The 21,886-nt window shown below is 67.5% G+C and carries 22 protein-coding genes and 1 pseudogene; 13 read left to right on the top strand and 10 right to left on the bottom strand.

Going from position 1 to position 21,886, the window contains the following annotated elements; translation table 11 throughout:
• Window positions 1–4: 4 nt before the first annotated feature.
• The 3 genes from AB0P21_RS01530 to AB0P21_RS01520 are packed head-to-tail and all read left to right on the top strand — an operon-like array spanning window position 5 to window position 2,262.
• Complete coding sequence (locus AB0P21_RS01530) at window positions 5–1,513, top strand: nitric oxide synthase oxygenase (RefSeq protein ID WP_363692928.1); 1,509 nt, start codon at window positions 5–7, stop codon at window positions 1,511–1,513.
• Between the two features lie 15 nt (window positions 1,514–1,528).
• The gene (locus tag AB0P21_RS01525) at window positions 1,529–1,777 is read left to right on the top strand and encodes an epoxide hydrolase N-terminal domain-containing protein (RefSeq protein WP_363692926.1); all 249 of its coding nucleotides are present in this window, start codon (window positions 1,529–1,531) and stop codon (window positions 1,775–1,777) included.
• On the top strand, window positions 1,777–2,262 hold the full coding sequence (locus AB0P21_RS01520; RefSeq protein ID WP_363692924.1) for a hypothetical protein: 486 nt from the start codon (window positions 1,777–1,779) through the stop codon (window positions 2,260–2,262). Before AB0P21_RS01525 ends, AB0P21_RS01520 begins: the two co-directional genes overlap by 1 nt.
• A 59-nt stretch (window positions 2,263–2,321) precedes the next feature.
• Here AB0P21_RS01520 and AB0P21_RS01515 read toward each other — a convergent pair whose 3' ends face one another.
• Both AB0P21_RS01515 and AB0P21_RS01510 read right to left on the bottom strand, forming a co-directional pair.
• On the bottom strand, window positions 2,322–3,155 hold the full coding sequence (locus tag AB0P21_RS01515; protein ID WP_363694437.1) for a hypothetical protein: 834 nt from the start codon (window positions 3,153–3,155) through the stop codon (window positions 2,322–2,324).
• Between the two features lie 84 nt (window positions 3,156–3,239).
• Window positions 3,240–3,383, bottom strand: a pseudogene (locus AB0P21_RS01510) (DUF4236 domain-containing protein); the annotation flags it as partial.
• 278 nt (window positions 3,384–3,661) lie between these two features.
• Between AB0P21_RS01510 and AB0P21_RS01505 the strand changes: the two are divergent.
• Both AB0P21_RS01505 and AB0P21_RS01500 read left to right on the top strand, forming a co-directional pair.
• Window positions 3,662–4,852, top strand: a complete 1,191-nt coding sequence (locus AB0P21_RS01505; protein ID WP_363692922.1) for a hypothetical protein — start codon at window positions 3,662–3,664, stop codon at window positions 4,850–4,852.
• Window positions 4,849–5,226, top strand: a complete 378-nt coding sequence (locus tag AB0P21_RS01500; protein WP_363692920.1) for a hypothetical protein — start codon at window positions 4,849–4,851, stop codon at window positions 5,224–5,226. The genes AB0P21_RS01505 and AB0P21_RS01500 overlap by 4 nt, the downstream gene beginning before the upstream one ends.
• Before the next feature lie 12 nt (window positions 5,227–5,238).
• Here the strand turns inward: AB0P21_RS01500 and AB0P21_RS01495 are convergent, their stop codons facing one another.
• From AB0P21_RS01495 to AB0P21_RS01485, 3 genes are read right to left on the bottom strand one after another with little or no spacing between them, the layout of a single operon-like run.
• On the bottom strand, window positions 5,239–6,204 hold the full coding sequence (locus tag AB0P21_RS01495; protein ID WP_363692918.1) for a hypothetical protein: 966 nt from the start codon (window positions 6,202–6,204) through the stop codon (window positions 5,239–5,241).
• A 16-nt stretch (window positions 6,205–6,220) separates the two neighbouring features.
• Entirely contained in the window at window positions 6,221–7,678 is a 1,458-nt protein-coding gene (locus tag AB0P21_RS01490) for a hypothetical protein (protein ID WP_363692916.1), read from the bottom strand.
• 2 nt (window positions 7,679–7,680) lie between these two features.
• Window positions 7,681–7,818, bottom strand: coding sequence for a hypothetical protein (locus AB0P21_RS01485; RefSeq protein WP_363692914.1), 138 nt, complete (start codon window positions 7,816–7,818; stop codon window positions 7,681–7,683).
• 206 nt (window positions 7,819–8,024) lie between these two features.
• Between AB0P21_RS01485 and AB0P21_RS01480 the strand changes: the two genes are divergently transcribed.
• Complete coding sequence (locus tag AB0P21_RS01480) at window positions 8,025–8,975, top strand: LLM class F420-dependent oxidoreductase (RefSeq protein ID WP_363692912.1); 951 nt, start codon at window positions 8,025–8,027, stop codon at window positions 8,973–8,975.
• Here AB0P21_RS01480 and AB0P21_RS01475 read toward each other — a convergent pair.
• The gene (locus AB0P21_RS01475; RefSeq protein WP_363692910.1) at window positions 8,972–9,958 is read right to left on the bottom strand and encodes an LLM class flavin-dependent oxidoreductase; all 987 of its coding nucleotides are present in this window, start codon (window positions 9,956–9,958) and stop codon (window positions 8,972–8,974) included. The genes AB0P21_RS01480 and AB0P21_RS01475 overlap by 4 nt on opposite strands.
• Before the next feature lie 178 nt (window positions 9,959–10,136).
• Here AB0P21_RS01475 and AB0P21_RS01470 point away from each other — a divergent pair, with 178 nt between their 5' ends.
• Together AB0P21_RS01470 and AB0P21_RS01465 are read left to right on the top strand one after the other, a co-directional pair.
• Window positions 10,137–10,844 carry a response regulator transcription factor gene (locus tag AB0P21_RS01470; protein ID WP_363692907.1) on the top strand — a complete coding sequence of 236 codons (708 nt, stop codon included), beginning with the start codon at window positions 10,137–10,139 and terminating at the stop codon, window positions 10,842–10,844.
• The gene (locus AB0P21_RS01465) at window positions 10,837–12,531 is read left to right on the top strand and encodes an ATP-binding protein (protein WP_363692905.1); all 1,695 of its coding nucleotides are present in this window, start codon (window positions 10,837–10,839) and stop codon (window positions 12,529–12,531) included. Before AB0P21_RS01470 ends, AB0P21_RS01465 begins: the two co-directional genes overlap by 8 nt.
• 7 nt (window positions 12,532–12,538) lie before the next feature.
• On the opposite strand, the gene AB0P21_RS01460 is transcribed toward AB0P21_RS01465, so the two are convergent.
• Window positions 12,539–12,967 carry a hypothetical protein gene (locus AB0P21_RS01460; RefSeq protein ID WP_363692903.1) on the bottom strand — a complete coding sequence of 143 codons (429 nt, stop codon included), beginning with the start codon at window positions 12,965–12,967 and terminating at the stop codon, window positions 12,539–12,541.
• 72 nt (window positions 12,968–13,039) lie between these two features.
• Here AB0P21_RS01460 and AB0P21_RS01455 point away from each other — a divergent pair, with 72 nt between their 5' ends.
• Window positions 13,040–14,533: an AMP-binding protein gene (locus tag AB0P21_RS01455; protein ID WP_363692901.1), complete on the top strand. Its 1,494-nt coding sequence runs from the start codon at window positions 13,040–13,042 to the stop codon at window positions 14,531–14,533.
• 16 nt (window positions 14,534–14,549) lie between these two features.
• On the opposite strand, the gene AB0P21_RS01450 is transcribed toward AB0P21_RS01455, so the two are convergent.
• Window positions 14,550–15,452 (bottom strand): homocysteine S-methyltransferase family protein, encoded by a 903-nt coding sequence (locus tag AB0P21_RS01450; protein WP_363692899.1) that lies wholly within the window; start codon window positions 15,450–15,452, stop codon window positions 14,550–14,552.
• A 200-nt stretch (window positions 15,453–15,652) separates the two neighbouring features.
• Here AB0P21_RS01450 and AB0P21_RS01445 point away from each other — a divergent pair, with 200 nt between their 5' ends.
• Window positions 15,653–16,150 (top strand): DUF6326 family protein, encoded by a 498-nt coding sequence (locus tag AB0P21_RS01445; protein WP_363692897.1) that lies wholly within the window; start codon window positions 15,653–15,655, stop codon window positions 16,148–16,150.
• 124 nt (window positions 16,151–16,274) lie between these two features.
• Here the strand turns inward: AB0P21_RS01445 and AB0P21_RS01440 are convergent, their stop codons facing one another.
• Complete coding sequence (locus tag AB0P21_RS01440) at window positions 16,275–17,117, bottom strand: LysR family transcriptional regulator (protein ID WP_363692895.1); 843 nt, start codon at window positions 17,115–17,117, stop codon at window positions 16,275–16,277.
• Between the two features lie 73 nt (window positions 17,118–17,190).
• Here AB0P21_RS01440 and AB0P21_RS01435 point away from each other — a divergent pair, with 73 nt between their 5' ends.
• On the top strand, window positions 17,191–18,420 hold the full coding sequence (locus AB0P21_RS01435) for an MFS transporter (RefSeq protein ID WP_363692893.1): 1,230 nt from the start codon (window positions 17,191–17,193) through the stop codon (window positions 18,418–18,420).
• Here AB0P21_RS01435 and AB0P21_RS01430 read toward each other — a convergent pair.
• Entirely contained in the window at window positions 18,383–19,714 is a 1,332-nt protein-coding gene (locus tag AB0P21_RS01430) for an acyl-CoA dehydrogenase family protein (protein WP_363692891.1), read from the bottom strand. The genes AB0P21_RS01435 and AB0P21_RS01430 overlap by 38 nt on opposite strands.
• A 107-nt stretch (window positions 19,715–19,821) precedes the next feature.
• Between AB0P21_RS01430 and AB0P21_RS01425 the strand changes: the two genes are divergently transcribed.
• Entirely contained in the window at window positions 19,822–20,610 is a 789-nt protein-coding gene (locus AB0P21_RS01425) for a TetR/AcrR family transcriptional regulator (protein WP_363692889.1), read from the top strand.
• Complete coding sequence (locus AB0P21_RS01420; protein ID WP_363692887.1) at window positions 20,607–21,884, top strand: acetyl-CoA C-acetyltransferase; 1,278 nt, start codon at window positions 20,607–20,609, stop codon at window positions 21,882–21,884. The genes AB0P21_RS01425 and AB0P21_RS01420 overlap by 4 nt, the downstream gene beginning before the upstream one ends.
• Window positions 21,885–21,886: the final 2 nt, after the last annotated feature.

Raw genomic sequence — 21,886 nt, 5'->3', positions numbered from 1 at the left:
CCCCATGAGTGAGTCGCAGCCGACCTGCCCCGCCCATGGCGTCTCGGCCGCTCAACCGGTGACACAGCATCGCCGGCTGGTGGCTCTTCTACTCGCTGTTATCGGATTCGGTGCCGCGATCGGCGCAGTCGGTCTTCGCCGGACCGAGGCGGCCGATCGGCAGGCTTTCGTAGTACTGAGTGTGGCTGTGCTCTTCCTGGCCGTCTGGATCTGCGCTCGGCAGCTGATCGCGGTCCACGCCGGGGAGCAGTTGCTGCAGGTCGGCGACAGGCCGTGGCGCAAGCCGCTACGGACCGGTCGACGGCGGGCAGTGCCCGCTCCGGGGCGAATCCGGGTCAGGCGTCCGTTGGTGAGCCAGCCTGCTCCTGAGCCGCGCCCCGGGAGCGCTGACGTCGAGCAGGTTCGGGCTGCTGCTGAGGAATTTCTTGAGCTCTTCCATACCGAGAACGCGCAGGCGGGGCCGTTGGGACCGCGGCTGCTCGCGGTGATGCGCGAGATCGACCTGACCGGCACCTACTGGCACACCCCCGAGGAGCTGACCTTCGGCGCTCGGGTCGCCTGGCGCAACAACGCCCGCTGCATCGGACGGCTGTACTGGCACAGCCTGCAGGTGCGCGATCTGAGAACCGTCTCCGACGCCGCCGAGCTGGCCGGGCACTGCTTCGACCATCTGCGGATGGCGCACAACGGCGGCAAGATCCGGCCGATGATCAGCGTGTTCGCCCCCGAGACCCCGACCAGGCCCGCGCCGCGGATCTGGAACGAGCAACTCATCCGGTACGCCGGGTACGAGCAGCCGCACGACCGGGTCCTCGGTGATCCCCGCTATGTCGCCTTCACCAGCGAACTCGTCCAGCGTGGGTGGCAGCCGCCCGAAGTACCGGGGGCTTTCGATGTGTTGCCGCTTGTGGTGGAGACGGTCGAGGACGGGCCGCAGTTGTTCCAGTTGCCTGATGAGTCGCTGCACGAAGTACCGCTGGAACACCCTGAGCTGGCGTGGTTCGCCGAGTTGGGGATGCGGTGGCACGCAGTACCGGTGATCAGCAACAACCGGCTCGACATCGGCGGCATCTCGTATCCGGCCGCGCCGTTCAACGGCTGGTACATGGGCACGGAGATCGGCGCCCGCAACCTGGGCGACAGCGACCGCTACGCGATGGTCCCTGAGGTCGCCGGTCGGATGGGACTCGACATTTCCAGTGAAGCGACCCTCTGGCGTGACCGCGCGCTGGTGGAGATCAACCGCGCGGTCCTGCATTCGTTCCAGCAGAACGGCGTGAGCATCAGCGACCACCACACCGAGTCGCGCCGCTTCCTCATCCACCTCGAACGCGAAGAACGAGCCGGCCGCCGCTGCCCCGCCGACTGGAGCTGGATCGTACCCCCGCTGTCCGGATCGCAGACGCCGGTCTTCCACCGGTACTACGACGCGGAGACCCAGGTCCCGAACTTCTTCGCCGACACCGACGCCACGCATCGGGCGCTGCAGGGTGGTCCGCCTGCCTTCCGGTGATGTTGTAAATCTGTTGTGTGCTTGATCTCCAGCCCACCCCGATCCACGTCTCCGACGAGGTCCTCGCCGACCTGCGCACCCGACTCGCCCCCCCCCCCGCTGGACGAGGGCAACGAGGACTGGTCGTACGGCGTACCGGCCGCTTACCTCACCGAGCTAGTCACCTACTGGCGCGACGGCTACGACTGGCGCAAGTCCCGGGCCCCCTCACCGGCTTCCCGGACGTCAACTTCTGGAAGGTCTCCGACCTCTCTCACACCCTGATGACCGAGACCCTCGGCTACGGCAAGTACGCCGCCGGCGGCTGCGACATCGGCGGCCTCGTCACCAGCCAACTCGGCCACAAGTACGCCGACGCCCTCTACGGCATCCACATCGGCCTCCTCGCCTGGCTCCTCGAACGCTGGAACGCCTGGAGCGACGGCCCCCTCGAAACCGTCTTCACCAAAGACGACCTCCTCACCCACGCCACCATCTACTGGGCCAACCGCTACCCCTGGACCCCGTCCCACAACCGCACCCCGGTGGTCGAAGCCCCCGTCGGCCTCACCTTCGTCAGCTACGAAAACCCACCCGGCATCCACACCACCGACGACCGCGTCGAGGCTTTCAAATCCGGCCCCCAGTCAGCCTGGTTCAACCACGTCAACGTCACCGCCCACACCACCGGCGGCCACTTCATCCCCTGGGAAAACCCCGACGCCTGGGTCAACGACCTACGCCGTACCTTCCACACCCGCCGCCCCTGACCCCGTACTGCGAGTGTGGAGGTGGTGTTGAAGCAAATGAGCGGCCAGCTGTGGAGCAGTCAGAAGGACGGTCCTTCGATCGCAGGTACGGCGGCAAGTGTCTCGGAGATCGAGATCGCTCCATCCGTTCGCGACACCTGCAGACGCCAATCCAGCCCTTGCACAGTGCTGAAATCGACATTCCCGTACAGCATGACCGGCAGAACCGGGTTGTTGGCGAACCGCCGATCCGGACCACCTTTGACATTGACGTACTGCCAGGTTTGACCGACCCGTTGCGCGTCTTTCGGCACCCGACCGGAACTCTCGATGAAGCGCTGCCGGTACGCGTTGGCGTGCAAATGCCGGTAGCTGATGTCCGTGTAGTGCTTGTTGTCGAGGAGAAGAACCCGATCGGGCAGGAAGTAGAGACTGGAGCCACCTGCGACGAGCGAAGGAACAGCCACATTGGTGGCCAGGTGCCCCGGACCAGCCAGACTGGCTGCCACCGGCACCCGGCTTACCAAATTACTGGCGCCGGCATTGGTCTTGTGCTGGTACGTCGTATGAACGCGCCCGGACTGGACCTCTCTCCACAACTGCTTCGCCCCCACCAGCCATCCCCAGTTCGTCACCATGGCGTCGAACCAGGCGGCCGGCGCGTCGTTGACGTCGTAGAACAGCACGACGGTGCGGCGTGCCTTGTCCCGAAGGAAGAGCCACCAACACAACGGTGCAGCCAACATCCAGATCAACAAGCCGTAAGGCAACGTGAAGAGACCTAGCACACCGGCGATAATCGTTACAGGTAAACCCCAGCCTCGCCGTGCCGCTGCCGCATTGAGTTGGTCGACGACATCGCCCCTACCTGTCGGGGCGAGCGACATCGCTGTCACGCCTGTGACGTCCTTCATCTCGACCTGCGCCTGTTGGTAGTGGGACCCCGGCCCAGGTCGAGCCAACGGCACCGTCCCCGCACCGGTGGCGCGGTAGCTCACCCCAACGCCGCCGACACGCACGTAATTGCCGCGAGGCCGGACGCCCACCCGGAAACCAGGGACTTTTACGCTGACCCCGAGCCCGGACGTCCCCATACTGAAGCGAAATGGTCCGGCCTTGACAGAACTTCGAAGGTAAAACATGGTGCCCCCCCCTGCTACCGCGCACAGTCTGTCCGAACTGGCAGCCCGCGAATAGATCCCGCAGATGCCTTATCTGCACCAACTCTCTGACGGACCACCCGTCTGTCTAGATCGATGTCCCGCACTGCGTCGGTCGAACGGTCACCTGAATCCCCCGACCACGGCGGCCACTTCATCCCCTAGGAAAACCCCAACGCCTGGATCACCGACCTACGCCGTACCTTCCACACCCGCCGCCCCTGACCCGCGGAACGGCCAAAGCCTGTACGTTTCGCGCTATGGCGAAATATCCCAGGATCCGCGAGCAGCACATCGCAGTGTTCGGAGAGAGCGGCTCCGGGAAGACCGTGCTCGTTTCCTCGTTCTTCGGGCCGACCCAGGAGGGGTCGTACTCGAACGACCTGTGGGACCTGGTCGCGGACGACACGGGTCAGGGCAACCGGCTCTACCAGAACTACCTCGGCATGCGAGACCGCGCGCGGGCGCCTGCGCCGACTCGGTTCGAGGCGACGACCTACTACTTCTCGGTGAAGCTCAAGGGTGGCGACAAGCCCGCGGCGAGCAAGCGGCCGTTCGACGCGTTGCGGCTCGCGTGGCACGACTACCCCGGTGAGTGGTTCGAGGAGACGCCGAGCAGTGAGGAGGAGGCGAACCGGCGGATCGACACCTTCCGGTCGCTGCTGCGGTCCGACGTCGCGATCCTGCTGGTGGACGGCCAGAAGCTGCTGGACTACGCGGGCGAGGAGGAGCGGTACCTCAAGTCGCTGCTGACAAACTTCCGCCAGGGCGTACTGCGCCTCAAGGACGACCTGCTCGGCGACGAGGACCGGCTGGTCGAGTTCCCGCGGATCTGGATCCTGGCGCTGTCCAAGGCGGATCTGTTCCCGGACTGGGACATCCACTCCTTCCGCGATCTCGTCATCGAGAAGGCGGCCAGCCACATCGAGGGTCTGCGCTCGACGCTCAAGGACCTGGTGGACACGCCGGAGGCGCTCTCGGTCGGCGAGGACTTCATGCTGCTCTCCTCGGCCAAGTTCGAGCTCTCCGCGGCCGGTGCCGAACCGGTGGAGATCGACGTGACCCAACGGGTCGGGCTCGACCTGATCCTGCCGGTGGCCTCGATGCTTCCGCTGGAGCGCCGGGTCCAGTGGAACGAGCGGATGGAGATCCCGCGGAAGGTACTGGACACCCTGGCGGACGGCGCCGAGACGCTGGCGGCGGTCCTGGCGGGCGGCAAGGCCCTGGGGATCGACAAGCTGATGGCATTCCTGCCCAAGGTGGGCCCGCTGGCTGGTGTGGCGGCGATTCCGGTCCTGACCGAGGCGGCGAAGCTGGCCGGCTCGCAGCTCCGGGAGATCAACGCCCAGGCGCGCGAGCACCACGACTATCTGACCGCGACGCTCACCCAGTTCAAGTTGGACCTCGAGCAGGGCGTCAAGAACAAACTCATCATCAAGAGCCTGAAATGAGCGCCCCGCCCGAGACCCTGATCTGGGCCACCCGCGGCCGCTCCTGGGGGTTCCGCTTCCTTCTCAACGGCGGACTGCCCGACCCACTCCGCGAGTACGAAAACGCCTTCGCGGACCTCCAGGACGAGCCGACGGCGTACCGGCGTACTGCGGGAAAGGTCGCGCTGCGCTGGCCCGATCCGCTAGGACGCCGAGACACCGCCGGTCGCCTCATCCCCCACGAGTTCGTCGTGTCCGGAGACCTGGCCGGTGAGATCGAGTCGGTCGAAGACGGTCTGCGCCAGATCTGGCCGCTCGTCGCAGAGACCTACGCCAGAGTCTGGGACGCCGAGAGCCCGCCTACAACCGCGGACCTCGGTCTCAGCACCCCATAAGACCCACGCGCCTCACTGCCGTCGGAACAGCTCCTGGGTGAGTTGCGATGCCTGCCGGAACAGCGGCGGCGCCGGAGTACGGATCAGGTCGGAGACATCCGGCGTACCGGACGCCGCCTTCTTGGCAGTCGCGGCCTTCTTGGCGGCCGCGCCGCGCTTCGCCGCGGGACGCTTGCGGGTCGGCGGCGTCGCGGCGGCATCCGCAGGGTCGTGCCCGTAGAGGTAGTAGCGGGTCTGCAGCGGTTCAAGGTTCAGCGCCTCGACGCTGGCCTGCCACCATTTGGCCGTCTGCCAGAACGCCTCCGGGGAGCTGGCCGCGCTGTCCAAGCCGGGACACAGGTCGTACCCCGCGGCGCCGATCAGCGACTCGATCACCGCCGCCGAGGGGATGCCGTGCCCGTTCAGGATGGGGTTGCCGGCAGCGCCCGCGCCCCAGACGAAAGCGAGCCACTCCAGGATCAGACTCGGCACGTCGATCGCGACGCGCTGCTCAGCGAACTGAGCGAGGATCGACTTCTGGTTCTCCAGATCGCCGCGCCACAGGTCGGGATCCACCGGGACCCTGATCAGGGCGATGTTCGGGTACCGCTCCGGATCGGCGTACCGGTCGAGCGTCGCGCCCTGGACTCCGTTGAACGTCGAAGGCATCTCGAACCCCTCCTGCGGCTCCAGCGACGTCTCCAGCAGCCGGCTCGTCCCGGTCCTCGTGTTCACGGTGGAGATCAGCGCGGCATGAGACCAGTGGCTCGGCGTCATGTCGTGCCGCAGGTGCGACTGGGCGACCTTGAGCCGGAAGTCGTAGATCCCGGTGCCGCCGACCAGCAACAACCAGGTTGCCTTCGGCCCCTTCGGGCTGTGGCCCAGGGCAACCAGTTGACGGCGTACCCAGTCGAGGTTGTCCTCGCCGGCCGCACGGGCGTCCCACTGGAAGTGCTTCTTCGCCGGGTCGAGCGCCGCCGAGCCGCGAACAGTGAGCATCAGATCTCCTTGGCCATCACAGGCGCCGCAGCGACAGCCGCGGCGCGCGGATCGGGTTCATGGACTTGCCGGGTTCGTTGATCATCCAGTACTGCGTGTCCACGTCGACGCCGGTCTGGCTCCGGCTGAACTGCAGCAAGGTGACGTGGTCGCCCATCTTGTCCGCGTCCTTGGCCGGCCACTGCATCGTGCAGTCCAGCATCGCCGTGGTGCCCTCCACGTGAAAATGCCGATCCGGTTTCTCGGCCTCGGGCCGTTTGCCGTCCGGCCGCGGCCGCAGCCCGACCATGGACGACGGCGAGGAGATGACCTCGTACAGGTTGCTCCACGGCCGGTCCCGGTTGCCGGTCCGGTGCGTCGCCGAGACCACCCGGCCGTAGTGGACGTCGCCGGTCAGCGCCAGCGGCGGACGCCCATGGCTCGACAGCTTGAGCAGGCCTCGCATGATGTGCGGGTAGTCGGTCAGGTTCGCCAGATTCTGATCCCGGTACTTCGCGAAGCCGCCCTTCGCCGGCTGGAACAGCGATGGTCCGGTCACCAGCACCGGGAGCAACTCGCTGCTCTGGATCACCTCGTCGACCCAGCTGTCGAACAGCTCGAGATCGTCGGCGCGAGCGCTGCTGCCGGGGTTGCGCCACCGGCTGACCGTGCGGAACGACCGGTTGTCGAGCAGGAAGAACGACACCGGCGCAACGTCGATGCGATACGAGTACCGGCCGGTCTCCGCGAGCTGGAAGGCGTCGAACAGCTCGCGCGCCGCCAGCTCCCAGTGATCACGGCTGCCGCCGAACATCGTCGCCGGCCAGAAGATCTGCGACTGCGGATAGTTGTTCCAGTACTCGTGGTCGTCGGGGATCGACGCGACCGGAGCCGCCCGCAGGATCTTCGCGTAGGAGGAACCCTGCCAGTTCTTCCGGTATTTGACCTCGAACGCTTTCGCGAGCGCAGCCTGGCTGTAGAGCGCCTGCGACTTGAGGAACGGATTGTCCAGGTACACCTGGTCCCCCATGCCGATCACCAGGTCCGGACGGGTGGCGTCGTTCTGGCTCAGGTACTCCACCAGCTGGCCGGCTCGACCACCCGAGTCGCCTGGTTCGTAAAAGCACGAGACCGCCAGGACGTTGAACGTCTCCCCCAGCCCCGAGGGCAGCCGGCCAGGAAGCGGACGATTCGTCAGCGAACTGCTCTCCCGGCGACCATCGGCCCACACCGCGGTCACCACCACCGTGTCCGGCGGCGGGCGATCCAGCCGCGCCTCCGAGACCGGTACTTCGAACACCCCGGTCTGGGTCACCACCTCCGGCAACGGCACCGGCGTGAGCGCCCTCACCTCACGAATGTCACCGTCCCGGACCGGGTTCCCGTTGACCGTCCACTCGAGCCGCTCCGGCCGCGCACCATCGAAGACACCGACCCACAACCGATGGTGTCCCGATGCGGCAGGAGCAAGCGCATGCAGCTCGACCGCGCTCACCGCTAGGCCGGCGGATTGCGTACGGCGTACGTGACCCCTCCGGTGGCGCCAATGGCAACCAACGCGGCGAGCACCGCGGCGACCCACTGCCCGTCCGTCATCTGGCCGAAGCTTGCCGTCGGCCCCTGAAGCGCTGTCACCAAAGACCCTCCGAAGGCTATGAGCCCACTCAAGACCCCGGCCCCGACCGCCTTGTACGGCTTGGTCTTCTGCGTTGCCCCCGCACGCGATGTAGTAGCCATTCCAACCGCCCCCCCTTGCTTATGCCCAGCATCCCGCCGACAGCCCCCACCTGGCAATGCCTGCTCGGCTTCTCACCGACCGAACTGGTTGAGAGGCTGCGTCCATGGGAGATCAGCTGCCACTGCTCGGGTTCGGACTGCCGGTGTCGGGGAGCTGGGCGACGCCGGCCACGATGATTCGGATCGCGCAACGCGCCGAGGCGCTCGGGTACGAGTCGTTGTGGACGTTCCAGCGCGTTCTCGTCCCAGCCGCGGCCGGTGGGCAGGATCCGACGGGACGGCCGGCCGACGACACGTCGTACCGGGCGGTCCATGACCCGGTGGTCACCCTCGCGTACGTTGCCGGGCACACCGAGCGGATTCGGCTCGGCACCGCCACTCTGTGCGCGCCGTTCACCGCGCCCGCGTTGCTGGCGAAGACCATGCTGACGATGGATCAGCTGACTGGTGGCCGCGTGACCGTCGGGCTCGGGTCAGGGTGGATGCCACAGGAGTACGCCGCGGCCGGCATCCCCTTCGCTCGCCGAGGTGCGCGGATGGACGAATACCTGCGGTGCTTGAAGGCGTTGTGGACGCAGGACCCGGTCGAGTTCGCCGGGGAGTTCTACACGGTGCCCCGCTCACACCTGGGTCTGCAGCCGGTCCAGCGACCTCATCCGCCGATCCTCCTCGGCGGTATGGCGGAACCAGCGCTGCGCCGGGCCGGCCGACTGGCGCAAGGCTGGATCTGCAGCTCGCGGCAGGACCTGAGCCGGATTGCCGAGTCGATCGAGACGGTGCGGGCGGGAGCGCTGGAGGCCGGACGCGATCCGGCGGCGTTGCGGATCGTCGTACGGTCGGTGGTCGAGTTGCTGGACGAAGATCCCGGTGCGGACCGACGGCGCTTTCAGGGCACCCGCGACCAGATCCTCGGCGACCTCGCGCACCTGCGCGCCCAAGGTGTCACCGAGGTGTTCTTCGACCCGAACTTCTCACCGGAGGTGGACGCGGGGGCGGTGACCGAGACTGCCGAAGCGGTCCTGGACGCCTTCGCCCCCGCGCGACAGCTCAGCTAGGACGCCTCCACCTTCGGCATGATCTCTTCCTTGAGCCGCTTCAGGTCATCGAGCGTCTTCGACACCGGTACGTCGGCGAACGGCGGCCACAGCAGCGGCATCGTCAGCCCTGCTTCCTGGTACCGCTTCAGCATGTCGGTGATCTGCCCCGCCGTACCGACCAGGATGTTGGACGCCTTGCCGTTGTCGGTCTGGTCGACCTCGGTGTCGGTGATCGTGAACCAGATCATGCTGCACAGGTCCAGATCGTCGACCGACTTGCCGAGCTCCTCCAGCTCGCCGCCGATGGCTTTGCGCCACTCGGCCAGCTCGCGCGGCGTGTCCTGGATCCCGATCCAGCCCGCCAGCCCGTACTTCGACACCCGCCGGGCCGAGCGCTTCGGGTCCCGCAGACCGCTGAAGTAGATCGGCGGGTGCGGCTTCTGCAGCGGCTTGTGACCGAAACCGCACGGCTCGAAGTCGGCGAACTCGCCGTGGTACTCGAAGGTCTCGTTGGTCCAGATGCCCTGGCAGATCTCGATCGTCTCCCGCACATGGGCGTGCCGGCGCGGGAAGATGTCGGTGGCGCTGGACGCGGCGAACTCCTCGGGCATCCAGCCTGACCCGAGACCGACGTTCAGCCGGCCACCGGACAGATGGTCGATGGTGGCGCACTCGGCCGCGAACACCCCCGGCGACCGGTACGGCGTATCGGTGATGCTCATCCCGATCCGGACCTTCTTCGTCCGGGCCGCCAGCCAGGGCAGCAGCGGCCAGCCCTGGAACCACTGGCCACGGGACTCGACCGGAAGCTGGGTCGGGAACTCCTTCATCATCCCGAAGGAGTACTGCAGCTCGCCACGGTCGGAGGCCTCCGGTACGACGACGCGGTCGAGCGTCCAGACCGAATCGAACTCGAGCTCCTCCGCGAGATCGGTGAGATCGGCCAGTTCCTGGACGGTGACGTGGTTGCGGAAGGTGGGCAGATACAGTGCGAGCTTCATCGGGAAACGCCTCCTCTGCGGTCAGTGCGCGGGAGGTGGAACTGCCTGGTCGGCCGGCTTGCGCACGTGCAACACCATGCGATGGGCCGTCTCACCGGAGAACCAACGAAGTATCAACGGACGATCAACGCGAAATTCCGCCCCGACCCGTTTCCCGGCTCTGGGCCATCATGGACAGGTGGCCGAACTCTCCAGGACCGTGCTCGTGGTGGACGACGCCGCCGCGGTCCGGACGGTGGTGCGCTGGCAGCTGGAGTCGGAGGGCTATCAGGTCCTCGAGGCCGCTGACGGCGAGCTCGCGCTGTCGCAGATCGCCCGGTACCAGCCGGACCTCGTCGTACTCGACCTGTCGTTGCCGCGGGTGGGCGGGCTCGACGTACTGCGGCGGATCCGGCAGGGCGAGCAGGACACCGGTGAAGGTCTGCCGGTGATCGTCCTGTCCGGTCGCGACGGCGACTACGACCGCATCCTGGGGTTGGATCTGGGCGCCGACGACTACCTGGTCAAGCCGTTCTCTCCGGGCGAGCTGGGAGCGAGGGTGCGGTCGCTGCTGCGCCGGGCCCGGCCCAGCGCGTTGCGGGCGGCTGTGCACGGACCGGTCGGCCTGGACACAGCTGCGCGGACGGTCACGATCCGCGGCGAAGCGGTCGAGCTGACGGCCAAGGAGTTCGATCTGCTGGCGTTCTTCGTCGCCCACCCGGGCAAGGTGTTCACCCGGGCCCAGTTGCTGAACCGGGTCTGGAACAGCCCCGGCTGGCTCGGCGAGGCGACCGTCACCGAGCACGTCCACCGGCTGCGCCGCAAACTCGAGGTCGACCCCGGCCGGCCGGAGTGGATCAAGACCGTCCGCGGCGTGGGATACCAACTGGAGCCGGCCAATGACTGACCTGTCTGCGCTCGACGAGCACGCCGACCTGTTGACGCCCGACGACGTGGCCCAGTTGCTCACCCGGCAGAGCGAAGTACTGCAGCAGATCGCGTCCGGCGCACCGCTGTCGAAGCTGCTGGACGGGATCACCGCAGCCTTGGAGCAGCTGATCGCGGGGAGCAGGTGCTCGGTCCTGCTGCTCTCGCCGGACGGAGCAACGCTGCGCCACGGCGCCGCACCGAGCCTGCCCGCCAGCTACTCGGCTCTGGTCGACGGCATCCTGCTCGGTCCGACCGCCGGGTCCTGCGGTACCGCTGCCCACAGCGGTACCCGGGTGATCGCCGCCGACATCACCTCCGATTTCCGCTGGGCCGATTTCCGGGAGCTGGCGCTGCCGCACGGTCTGCGCGCGTGCTGGTCCACCCCGATCCTCGGAGCGTCCGAGCAGGTGCTCGGCACCTTCGCGGTCTACCACGACGAGCCGCACACGCCGGACCGCCGGGAGCTGCAACTGGTTGATCAGTTCACCTATCTCGCCGCGGTCGCGATCGACCATGCCGCGCTCTACGGCGCGCTGGCCGACAGCGAGGAGCAGTTCCGGCGGGTCTTCGACGACAACGCCGTCGGGATGGCGCTGATCGGACTCGACGGGCGGCTCAGCCGGACCAACGACGCGCTCGAGCAGGCTCTAGGTCGCGGCGCCGCAGAGCTGAACGGTCTGCTGTTCGGCACTTTCCTGGACGCCGACTCCGTGCTGCCGTGGCAGGACGCCTGGAATGCCGTGCTGTCGGGCGAGACCGAGAACACCTCCCTCCAGGTGAACCTGGCCGCGTCCCACGGCCGGGCCTTGACCGTGATGGCGACGCTGTCGATGGTGCGCGGCCACGGCGACCTCCCTCGGTGTGTCAGCCTCAACGCACTCGACGTCACGGCACGGCTGGCGGCTCTGGAGGATCGCCGGGCTCGCCGAGAAGCCGAGATCGCGCGAAGGACCGCGGAGGCGGCCAGCCGGGCCAAGTCGGAGTTTCTGACCACCTTCGGGCACGAGCTGCGCTCGCCGTTGCAGGCGATCATCGGGTTCACCGAGCTGTTCGGAACTCTTGAGTTGGACGATGTACGCCGCCGGGAGGCGCTCGGCCACATCACGGCTGCGACCAGCCATCTGCTGGCGATGGTCGACGACGTACTGGACGTTTCCCGGCTCGAGGACGGGCGCTTGCCGGTGTCCCTGGCAGACACCTCGATCGGGCCTGTCGCGCGGGAGGCGGTCGAGTTGCTGCGGCCGCTTGCGGATCGGCGGTCGATCACGCTCGACGCGGGCAGCTGTCTGGACGTGTCCGCCTGGACCGACGCGAGGCGGCTGCGGCAGGTCCTGATCAACCTGATCTCCAACGCCGTCCGGTACGGCGCCGAACGCGGTACGGCCTCGATCCGCTGCGAACCGGCCGAGGCCGGCCTGGTGACCATCGTCGTCCACGATGACGGTCCTGGGATTCCCGCTGATCTACTCGACCGACTGTTCGTCCCCTTTGACACGCTCGGCGCCGAGGGGAAGGACGGTACCGGTCCCGGCGTGGGGGTTGGCCTGATCGTCGCGCAGGGGCTGTGCGAGGCGATGGGTGGGGCGTTGACGCTGACGAGCGATCCGGGTCATGGGACCACTGCGCGGGTGACGTTGCCCGCGGCTCAGCGGGATTCACTGTGAGCTTGCCTCAGGCGTGTTCGCCGGCCGCCCAGCCCGTGACGGTGACGATGTGGCAGACCAGTACTCGGTGGAAGGGCCGGTCGGCGTACTGCGGGATCGTGGTGGCCAGGCGATCGGCGAGGTCCTCGGTCAGCGACGCGGGTGGGTCCGGCACGTGCCGCAGTTCGGCTCGCACCCACCACAGCTGGGACCAGTCGTCGGGGTTCCAGTTCTCGATCAGCAGGGTGCCTCGTGGGTCCGCTTCCAGGTTGTCCTCGCGTTGCAGGCGAGACCTGCTTTTCGGTTTTACCTTGTCGATCGCGATGCCCAGGTGGTCGCCGCTGACGGCGTACACCACGGGCTGCGGGTCCGCGCCGCGAGTGGGATGGAGGGTGGCGAGTACGCCGTGGAATTCCGCCAACAAGCGGGATCGGGCCTCTTCGGCATCGAGCCTCATCGCGGTACTCCCGGCTGTTGGTGAGAGGTGCGGATCTCGCCATGGTAGGTCGTCGACCAGGAGGTGGAACTGATGAATCTCGCGTCATGGGTCGAGCGCAACGCTCTCCGGCTGCGCGACGAACCGGCGATTGCCGAGGGCACCGAGCTGTACGCGACCTGGGGCGAGTTCGCGGCCCGCGTCGCGGCGATCGCGGCCGGCCTGCGGTCAGCCTTCGACCTGTCCGCCGGTGATCGCGTGGCGATCGTGATGCGCAACCGGCCGGAGTACCTCGAGGCGCAGTACGCCGTCTGGCACGCCGGGCTGGTCGCAGTACCGGTGAATGCGCGGCTGCATCGCGACGAGATCGCCTACGTCCTCGACCACAGTGGCACGAAGGTCGTGATCACCGACCCGGAGCACACCTCAGCGCTCATGGAAACTGTTGCCTCCGTGCAAGCCCCCGGCCCGCAGTGGGAGCAACTCGCCGCAGCCGACGCGATGCGCCTCACCAGTCGAGCGCCGAACGACCCGGCCTGGCTCTTCTACACCAGCGGCACCACCGGCCGCCCCAAAGGCGCGACGCTCACCCACAACAACCTGCTGATGGCCTCCCTCAGCTACTTCGCCGACATCGACCAAGTAGCAGCGACCGACAGTGTCCTGCACGCAGCCCCGCTCTCCCATGGCTCCGGCCTCTACGGGCTCCCCCACGTAGCCCGCGGAGCCGTGAGCGTCCTGCCGAATGCTCTGGACGGCGCCGAACTCCTGACCCTGCTGCACCGCTGGCCCGGAATGTCCTTCTTCGCCGCCCCGATCATGGTGAAGCGCCTCGCCGCCGACCCAGCGCTCGCCGGCGCAGACCTCACAGCACTGAAAACCATCATCTACGGCGGCGCCCCGATGTACTTGACCGACCTGGAACACGCCCTGAAGACCTTCGGCCCCCGCCTGACCCAGATCTACGGCCAAGGCGAAACCCCCATGACAATCACCGCCCTGTCCAAGACCGACCACGCCCAACGCGACCACCCCCACTGGCGCGACCGCATGCAAAGCGTCGGCTTCCCCCGCACCGACGTCGAAGTACGCACTGTAGATGCTGAAGGCAACGACGTACCGCCCGGCGAGGTCGGCGAGGTCCTGGTCCGTGGCGGCGTAGTGATGTCCGGCTACTGGAACCAGCCCACTGAAACCGCTGACACCCTAAGAGACGGCTGGCTCCACACCGGCGACCTGGGCAGCTTCGACACCGACGGCTACCTGACCCTCCGCGACAGATCCAAAGACCTGATCATCAGCGGCGGCATGAACATCTACCCCCGAGAGGTCGAAGAGGCCCTCCTCCACCACCCCGACGTGGCAGCGGTAGCCGTCGTCGGCCGCCCCGACCCCGAATGGGGCGAAGCGGTCGTCGCCTTCATCGTCCCCACCAACGGCACCGCGCCACCGGTCGAGGCCCTCGACCGCACCTGCACCGACCGCATCGCCCGCTTCAAACGCCCGAAAGAGTATCACTTCATCGAGGCCCTACCCACCAACAACTACGGCAAGGTCCTCAAACGCGAACTCCGCGACCGGCTGTAGCGGCTCGGGCTTTTGATCAGAGGCCCCACAAGGCGGCTACGTGCCTGGCGTCGGTGCCGCAGCAGCCGCCGACGATGGACAGGTTGGGCAGCAGCGGCTTCAGTTGCTCGTGGGTTCTGGTGAGCAGTTGAAGGTCGCCCTCGTCGAGTTCGGTGGCCTCGTCGAGTTCCGCATGGCTCTTGGTGGAGGCGTTGCACCGCAGGCCCGCGATGCGGTCAGCACCTTGAGCTCCCAGCGCCGGTTCGATGTGGGTCGGATGCGCACAGTTGACCAGGAAGTAGTCCGGACCGCCCGCCTTGTCGACAGTCGCGATCGCGCTCTGCAACGACTCACCTGACGGCAGCCGGCCATCCGTCTCGACGGTGAACGAGATCGCGACCGGCAATCCAGCCGCCCGGGCCGCGCGGACGATCCCGATCGCCTCACCGGTACCGGTCAGCGTGTACGCCGTGACGATGTCTGCCCCAGCCTGCGCAAATGCCTCGATCTGCGCCGCGTGGTACTCGGCGGCCTCCTCCGCATCGAGTTGCCGGTCCGGGTTGTACCCATCCCCGCGAGGCCCGACGGCACCGCCGACCACCACATCCGTCACCGTCTGTCGGTACCTGTCCCTGAGCCCGTCGAGCATCGCGATGGCATCCCGGTTGGTCCGCGCCAACGCCTCGTCGGAGTACCCGAGAAGCTGCCCCCAATCGCTACTGGCCCGCCAGGTCGCGGACTCCAGCATCAGCGCGGCTCCGCTCCGCTCAGCGACTGCGGCGTACCCGTCGTAGTACTGGGTCAGCAGTGACCGCCCCTGCTCGCTCTCCAGCAACGGGAAAGCCGCGAAGTACGGCAACTCCTGCCCGTGATGAAAAATCAGGTCGGTCTCCAACCCACCATCCGTGACCATCGGCCGCCCCGGAAACTGTCCACTCACGTCCCCCACCCCCACGCACTGGACTACTTGGCCTGTTTGTACCAGCTCATCGCCGAGTCCGGAATGTCGCGTACCCACCGAAAGTACGAGCCAGACACCATGCCATCGGCCAGGCCATCTCCGGCCTCCGGACCGATGCGCCCCACCGCAACGCTCCGCGATCGTGGACCTACCGACCCTCACCACACCCGGAGCCCAAGATGAGCACACGCCCACCCCTGGAAGACCACCCGATCCCGGCGCGAACCAAACTCGCCGCCGCGTGGACCAGCTTCATGTTCCTCTACGCCTACGTGGACATCCTCAACTTCTTCACCCCCGGCGTCATCGAAGACCTGCTCGACGGCAAGGTCTTCGAGTTCACCCTCTCCCAGACCTTCTCCACCACCGCACTGACCCTCGTGTCCATCCCGATCCTCATGATCGTGCTGTCCACAACCCTCCCCGCCCGGGCGAACCGCACCACGAACCTCATCGTCGCCTCGCTCTACATCCCCGTCACAGCCTTCAATGCCGTCGGCGAGTCCTGGCTGTTCTTCTACGGCCTCGGCATCGCACTGGAACTCGCCCTTCTCGCCCTCATCCTGCGCAGCGCCTGGACCTGGCCCCACACCGCGCCGCCAGCAAGCACGACCAGCCCGGACCACCAAACCGTCCGCGCGAGGGCCGATGCGCAAAGTGGCCTCGACGTCTGCTGAGGTATCCGATCTTGCGGCCCGGACCGCGTAGGTCTGCTCCAACCCTGCCGACCGCACGACCGACAGCAGCTGAGCTAGCGCTCAACCTCGTGGACGAGAGGACCCCTGGCTTCGGACACCGCCCCTAGATCGAGCGCTGAAGAACCGTCTCGACCGCGTTGATCAGCTGATCGCCGTCAGTGCGTGGATGGCGAGCCAGACCAAGCTCGATCTCGGGCAGTGGCGGGAGCGCGCCGACGTCGTAGTGCAGCATCGCGGGCTCCAGATTGGCGGGCATCACGGCCGTGACACCGAGCCCGGCGCGGACTGCAGCGAGCACACCGGCCAGGCTGTTGCTCTCGAACGTGATCCGCGTACTGCGACCGGCCTGCGCCAAGGCATCCACCACGGCCGTGCGCCAGGGGCAGGGGTCGGAGAACAGCACGACGGGGAGCGGGTCAGCGTCGACGTCGACCTCGTCCCAGACGGCCCAGGCCAACGGTCGCTGAATGGTCCACCGCGGCTCGGCCGGCAGATCAGCTACTGCGTCGAGGACGAGCTGGACCCGACCGGTCTCGTACGCCTCGCGCATCGCCGCGGTCGGCAGGCAGAACACCTCCAGCCTGGCCTCGGGATGGATCCGGGCCAGATCGGCCAGCGCCAGCGCGAGATCCGATTCGACCAGGTCCTCCAGGAGCCCTACGCCGCAGCGACCTGTCAACGCGCGGCCGGTCTCACTGAGCGCCTGAGCCGACAACGACAGGATGCGCTGGGCATACGGCAGCAGCTCCTGCCCGGCCGGGGTCGGCAGTACGCCGGACGGCGACCGGTGCAACAGTTCCCGCCCGACAATGCCCTCGAGCTTGCGCAACTGCTGGCTCAGAGCAGGCTGCGTCTTGCCGAGCGCACCAGCAGCACGACCGATACTGCCCAGCCGGACGGCTGTGACATAGGAGCGCAAAAGTGCCGGAGGAAGGTCGGTGGTCATAAGGAGAGCTTATGTCGATGCCAACCAAATTGCAGTCTACCTATGACCGTCGAACCCGCCTAGCGTGGCTGATGTGACGACGTACCGGGAAGTGCTCGGCCTCCGCGGGATGACTCCACTACTGGCGATCTCGCTGCTGGCGCGGTGTGCCATCACCGCTGACGTGATGGCACTGACCATGTACGTCGTCCTTGCCCTCGGCAAGAGCTACGCGGCCGCAGGGCTGGTCGCGGCAGCGATCACCGTCGGGGTGACGGCCGGTGGTCCGCTGCTCGGCCGGTTGATCGACGTCCGCGGACTCCGGTTCGTGCTGCTGACCACGTCCGCCGTCCAGTTGGCGTTCTGGTTGTGTGTGCCGCACCTGAGCTTTCCGGCCCTGCTGGCCGCCGCACTGGTCGCCGGGCTCGGCATGGTGCCGGTGCAGGCCGTCACCCGCCAGGCCATCGCGGTGATGACGTCCGGCGAACAGCGCCGGCCGGCCTTCGCCCTGGAATCGATCCAGGGCGAACTGTCCTACCTCGTGGGCCCACCCGTCGTCATCGTCGCCGCCACGAACCTGTCCCCCGAGATCGTTGCCTGGGGCATCGGTGCCCTGGTCGTTGCCGGTGGCCTGGGTATCGCACTGCTGAACCCGCCCGTCAGCGACAACGAGCAGTCAGCCGATGCGACCAGACGTCCGCGACGAGAGTGGCTGACAACCCGGCTGACCGCAGTACTGGTGATGGCCTTCGGCACCACGGTCCTGCTCAGCGCCATCGACCTCGCCATCGTCGCCACTCTCCGGGCATCGGGTCAGGTGTCGTGGGCAGCAATCGTCGTAGCGGTCTACGGCATCTCCTCGGTGATCGGCGGCCTCGTCTACGGGAGTCTGGTCCGCCCGTTTCCCACCTGGCTCCTGCTCAGCCTCCTCGGCCTCGCCACCTTGCCGGCCGCCCTCGCCGACACCTGGCCCTGGCTCTGCCTGGCCGGAACAATCGCCGGGCTCCTCACCGCGCCCACCCTCTCCACCATCGCCGACGCCGTCAGCCAACTCGCCCCACCCCACGCCCGCGGCGAAGCCACCGGCCTCCAGTCCTCCGCCCTCAGCGCCGGATTCGCCCTCGGCTCCCCCGCCGCCGGCGCTGCCATCGACCTCTTCACCCCTGCCGCCGGCTTCGTCACCGCCGCCCTCGCCGCGTTCACAACCGCCTTGATCGGCTACCTGCTTCTCCGCCCAAGTCGCTCACAACAGCCGACCAGCGCGGCGACGGTGACCTGCGGAGACGTCAGCGGATACGCATCCCCGAGATCGCGCGAGAGATGACGAGGCGCTGAATCTCCGAGGTGCCCTCGAAGATGGTGTAGATCTTCGAGTCGCGGTGCATGCGCTCCACCGGGTACTCCCGCGTGTAGCCGTTGCCGCCCAGGATCTGGATGGCCTCCTCGGTCACCTTCACAGCGACCTCGCTGGCCTTCAGCTTCGCCATCGAGCCTTCGCCGTGGCGGTAGTCGGGCTGTTGGCCGCGCATCAGCGCGGCAGACATGAAGCCGGCGCGCCAGACGAGCAGCCGGGCCGCGTCGATTTCCATTGCCATGTCAGCGAGCTTGAAAGCGATGCCCTGGTTGTCGATGATCGGGCGGCCGAACTGCTCGCGGCCCTTCGCGTACTCCAACGCAAACTCGTACGCCGCGCGCGCGATGCCGATTGCCTGCGACCCAACGATGTGGCGGGTGATCTCGAAGGTTGCCATCGACGCGTTGCCGCGGGCGCCGGAGCCGGCCTTTTCGCGGTTCTTCGCGAGGCGGGCATCGAGTTTCTCCTTGCCGCCGAGGACGTTGGCGGCGGGGATGCGGACATTGTCGAAGAAGACGTCGGCGGTGTGGGAGGCACGCAGCCCGTGCTTCTTCAGCTTGGTGCCTTGCTCGAGGCCCTTCACCTCAGACTTCGGTACTACGAACGCCGCCTGGCCGCGGCTACCGAGCGACGGGTCAACCGTCGCGACGACCACGTGGATGTCGGCGATGCCGCCGTTGGTGGCCCAGGCCTTCTGGCCGTTGATGATCCACTCGTCGGTCTTCTCGTCGTACGTCGCCTTGGTGCGGATCGCCGAGACATCCGAGCCGGCGCCTGGTTCGGAGGAGCAGAACGCCGCGACCTTCACGTCGTCGGGGGTGCCGTAGCAGCGCGGCAGCCACTGGGACCACTGCTCAGGGGTGCCGTTGGAGAAGACGGCGGAGCTGGCGAGGCCGGTGCCGACCAGGGACATGCCGATGCCGGCGTCGCCCCAGAAGAGTTCTTCCTGGACCAGCGGCATCAGCAGGCCGGACGGGTCGATGAACAGGTTGATGCTGGCGTCCATCCCGTACAGGCCGATCTTCGCGGCCTCCTGGATCACCGGCCACGGGGTCTCTTCGCGCTCGTCCCACTCCGCGGCGGCCGGGCGGATCACGTCGGCCGCGAAGGTGTGCGCCCAGTCCCGGATCTCCTGCTGCTCCTCGTTCAGGTTCAGGTTGAAGGTCTGCCACTCCGGCTTCGAGCGCTCGGCGGCCAGTTCGCCGGCCAGGCCCATCACGTCGGCCGAGAGGGCGGGCGGCTCGGTGGGGAGAGAGGTGGTCATCGATTCCTCCGGAACAAGACTGCAGGGGTGGTGGTACGGAAGTGATGTTACCCACGAGTGTAACTATCGTTTGCACCCAGGGGTACCGATATGACTAAGATCAATCCATGAGCTCCGCGCTGCTCGCGATCGGACGCCGCCGGACCACGGCGGAGCGTCGTCGCGACCGCGAGCGGGACATCATCCGCAGTACCCGGGAGCTGTTCGACGAGCGCGGCACCATCGACGCCCAGATCGACGACATCGCCAAGCGGGTCGGCATCAACAAGGCGCTGATCTACCGGCACTTCGCCGGCAAGGAAGAGCTGTTCGCGCTCACCCTGGTCGACTACCTGACCGAGCTGGACGGGCGGCTGCAGGCCGTCGACGCGCCCCGCAAGGCGCCGATGAACCGGCTCAAGGCGCTCAGCGAGGTCTTCGTCGACTTCTGCCTGGAGTACCCCGCCTTCGCCGACTGCGCGATGAGCCTGCTGCGCCGAACCGGCGAGGAGCTGTTCGGCGAGATCACCGAGCCGGTGATGATCAAGCTCGGCAACGCGATGGCGGCCGCGCTCGACCGGATCTCCACGATCCTCAAGGCCGGTCAGCGCACCGGCGTCTTCGACGAGGTCGACACCGACTACCTCGCCAACCACCTCTACACCCAGACCCTGGGCGCGATGCACATGGCCCGGATGGGCCTGATCGTGTCCCGCCAGAGCCCGGCAACCGGCAAAGCAGCAACGGGCAAGGACGCAGTACCGGGCCACCCGGTCGTCCACCACGCCGATATCGCCACGGTGAGAGAGACAGCCATCACGGCGACACTCGCCACCGCTGTAGGCAAGAAGGCACTGATCCACAGCAAGGCCACCGCCCGGCGCTCACCCTCAAGCACCGCAGGAGAGAACCAGTGACCGAGATCCGCAAGGTGGCCGTCGTCGCCGGCAACCGCATCCCGTTTGCCCGGCAGGACAAGAACTACCGGCACGCCTCGAACTCCGACATGCTCACTGCTGCCCTCAACGGTCTGGTCGACCGCACCGGCCTCGGCGGCCAGGAGGTCGGCGAGGTCGTGGCCGGCGCAGTACTGAAGCACGCCCGCGACTGGAACATGGTCCGCGAGGTCGTGCTCGGCTCGAAGCTCGCGCCGACCACCCCGGCCTTCGACATCCAGCAGGCCTGCGGCACCGGCCTGGAGGCGGCGATCCTGGTCGCCAACAAGATCGCCCTCGGCCAGATCGACGCCGGGATCGCGGGTGGCGTCGACACCGCCTCCGACGCGCCGATCGCGGTCAACAACGCGCTCCGCAACGTGCTGCTCGACCTCAACCGGGCCAAGTCGCTGCAGGACCGCCTCAAGGTGCTCAGCCGGGTCCGGCCGAAGGACATCGTCCCCGAGATCCCGCGCAACGCCGAGCCGCGCACCCGCAAGTCGATGGGCGAGCACGCCGCCCTGACCGCGCTCGAGTGGGGCATCACCCGCGAGGCGCAGGACGAGCTCGCGTACAACTCGCACGTGAACCTCGCCAAGGCGTACGACCGTGGCTTCCAGGACAGCCTGATCACGCCGTACCTGGGTCTCGAGAAGGACCAGAACCTGCGCCCCGACACCACCGTCGAGAAGCTGGCGAAGCTCAAGCCGGCCTTCGGCAAGGGCGAGACGGCGACGATGACCGCCGGCAACTCCACTCCCCTGACCGACGGCGCCTCCGTGGTGCTGCTGGCCACCGACGAGTGGGCCGCCGAGCACGGGCTCCGGCCGCTGGCCTACCTGACCCACTCGCAGACCGCCGCGGTCGACTACGTGAAGGGCGCCGAGGGACTCCTGATGGCACCCGCGTACGCCGTACCGCGGATGCTCGCCCGGGCCGGCCTCACCCTGCAGGACTTCGACTACTACGAGATCCACGAGGCGTTCGCCTCCCAGGTGCTGTCCACGCTGAAGGCGTGGGAGGACCCGATCTTCTGCAAGGAACGCCTCGGCCTGGACGCGCCGCTGGGCGAGATCGACCGCGCCAAACTGAACGTCAACGGCAGCTCGCTGGCCGCGGGTCACCCGTTCGCCGCGACCGGCGGCCGGATCGTCGCCGCGCTGGCCCAGCAGCTCGACGAGAACGGCGGCGGCCGCGGCCTGATCTCGATCTGCGCCGCCGGTGGCCAAGGCGTCGTCGCCATCCTCGAGAAGTAGGA

The organism is Kribbella sp. NPDC056861, from assembly GCF_040687575.1.
In the GTDB taxonomy this organism is placed as follows: Bacteria; Actinomycetota; Actinomycetes; order Propionibacteriales; family Kribbellaceae; genus Kribbella.
Note: the sequence above shows the minus strand (reverse complement) of the source record. Positions and strands in the feature narration are given on the sequence as shown.

Coding starts and splice junctions, on each gene's coding strand:
- AB0P21_RS01530 (WP_363692928.1), top strand. CDS start 5: ATGAGTGAGTCGCAGCCGACCTGCCCCGCCCATGGCGTCTCGGCCGCT.
- AB0P21_RS01520 (WP_363692924.1), top strand. CDS start 1,777: ATGACCGAGACCCTCGGCTACGGCAAGTACGCCGCCGGCGGCTGCGAC.
- AB0P21_RS01515 (WP_363694437.1), bottom strand. CDS start 3,155: ATGAAGGACGTCACAGGCGTGACAGCGATGTCGCTCGCCCCGACAGGT.
- AB0P21_RS01505 (WP_363692922.1), top strand. CDS start 3,662: ATGGCGAAATATCCCAGGATCCGCGAGCAGCACATCGCAGTGTTCGGA.
- AB0P21_RS01500 (WP_363692920.1), top strand. CDS start 4,849: ATGAGCGCCCCGCCCGAGACCCTGATCTGGGCCACCCGCGGCCGCTCC.
- AB0P21_RS01495 (WP_363692918.1), bottom strand. CDS start 6,204: ATGCTCACTGTTCGCGGCTCGGCGGCGCTCGACCCGGCGAAGAAGCAC.
- AB0P21_RS01480 (WP_363692912.1), top strand. CDS start 8,025: ATGGGAGATCAGCTGCCACTGCTCGGGTTCGGACTGCCGGTGTCGGGG.
- AB0P21_RS01475 (WP_363692910.1), bottom strand. CDS start 9,958: ATGAAGCTCGCACTGTATCTGCCCACCTTCCGCAACCACGTCACCGTC.
- AB0P21_RS01465 (WP_363692905.1), top strand. CDS start 10,837: ATGACTGACCTGTCTGCGCTCGACGAGCACGCCGACCTGTTGACGCCC.
- AB0P21_RS01460 (WP_363692903.1), bottom strand. CDS start 12,967: ATGAGGCTCGATGCCGAAGAGGCCCGATCCCGCTTGTTGGCGGAATTC.
- AB0P21_RS01455 (WP_363692901.1), top strand. CDS start 13,040: ATGAATCTCGCGTCATGGGTCGAGCGCAACGCTCTCCGGCTGCGCGAC.
- AB0P21_RS01445 (WP_363692897.1), top strand. CDS start 15,653: ATGAGCACACGCCCACCCCTGGAAGACCACCCGATCCCGGCGCGAACC.
- AB0P21_RS01440 (WP_363692895.1), bottom strand. CDS start 17,117: ATGACCACCGACCTTCCTCCGGCACTTTTGCGCTCCTATGTCACAGCC.
- AB0P21_RS01430 (WP_363692891.1), bottom strand. CDS start 19,714: ATGACCACCTCTCTCCCCACCGAGCCGCCCGCCCTCTCGGCCGACGTG.
- AB0P21_RS01425 (WP_363692889.1), top strand. CDS start 19,822: ATGAGCTCCGCGCTGCTCGCGATCGGACGCCGCCGGACCACGGCGGAG.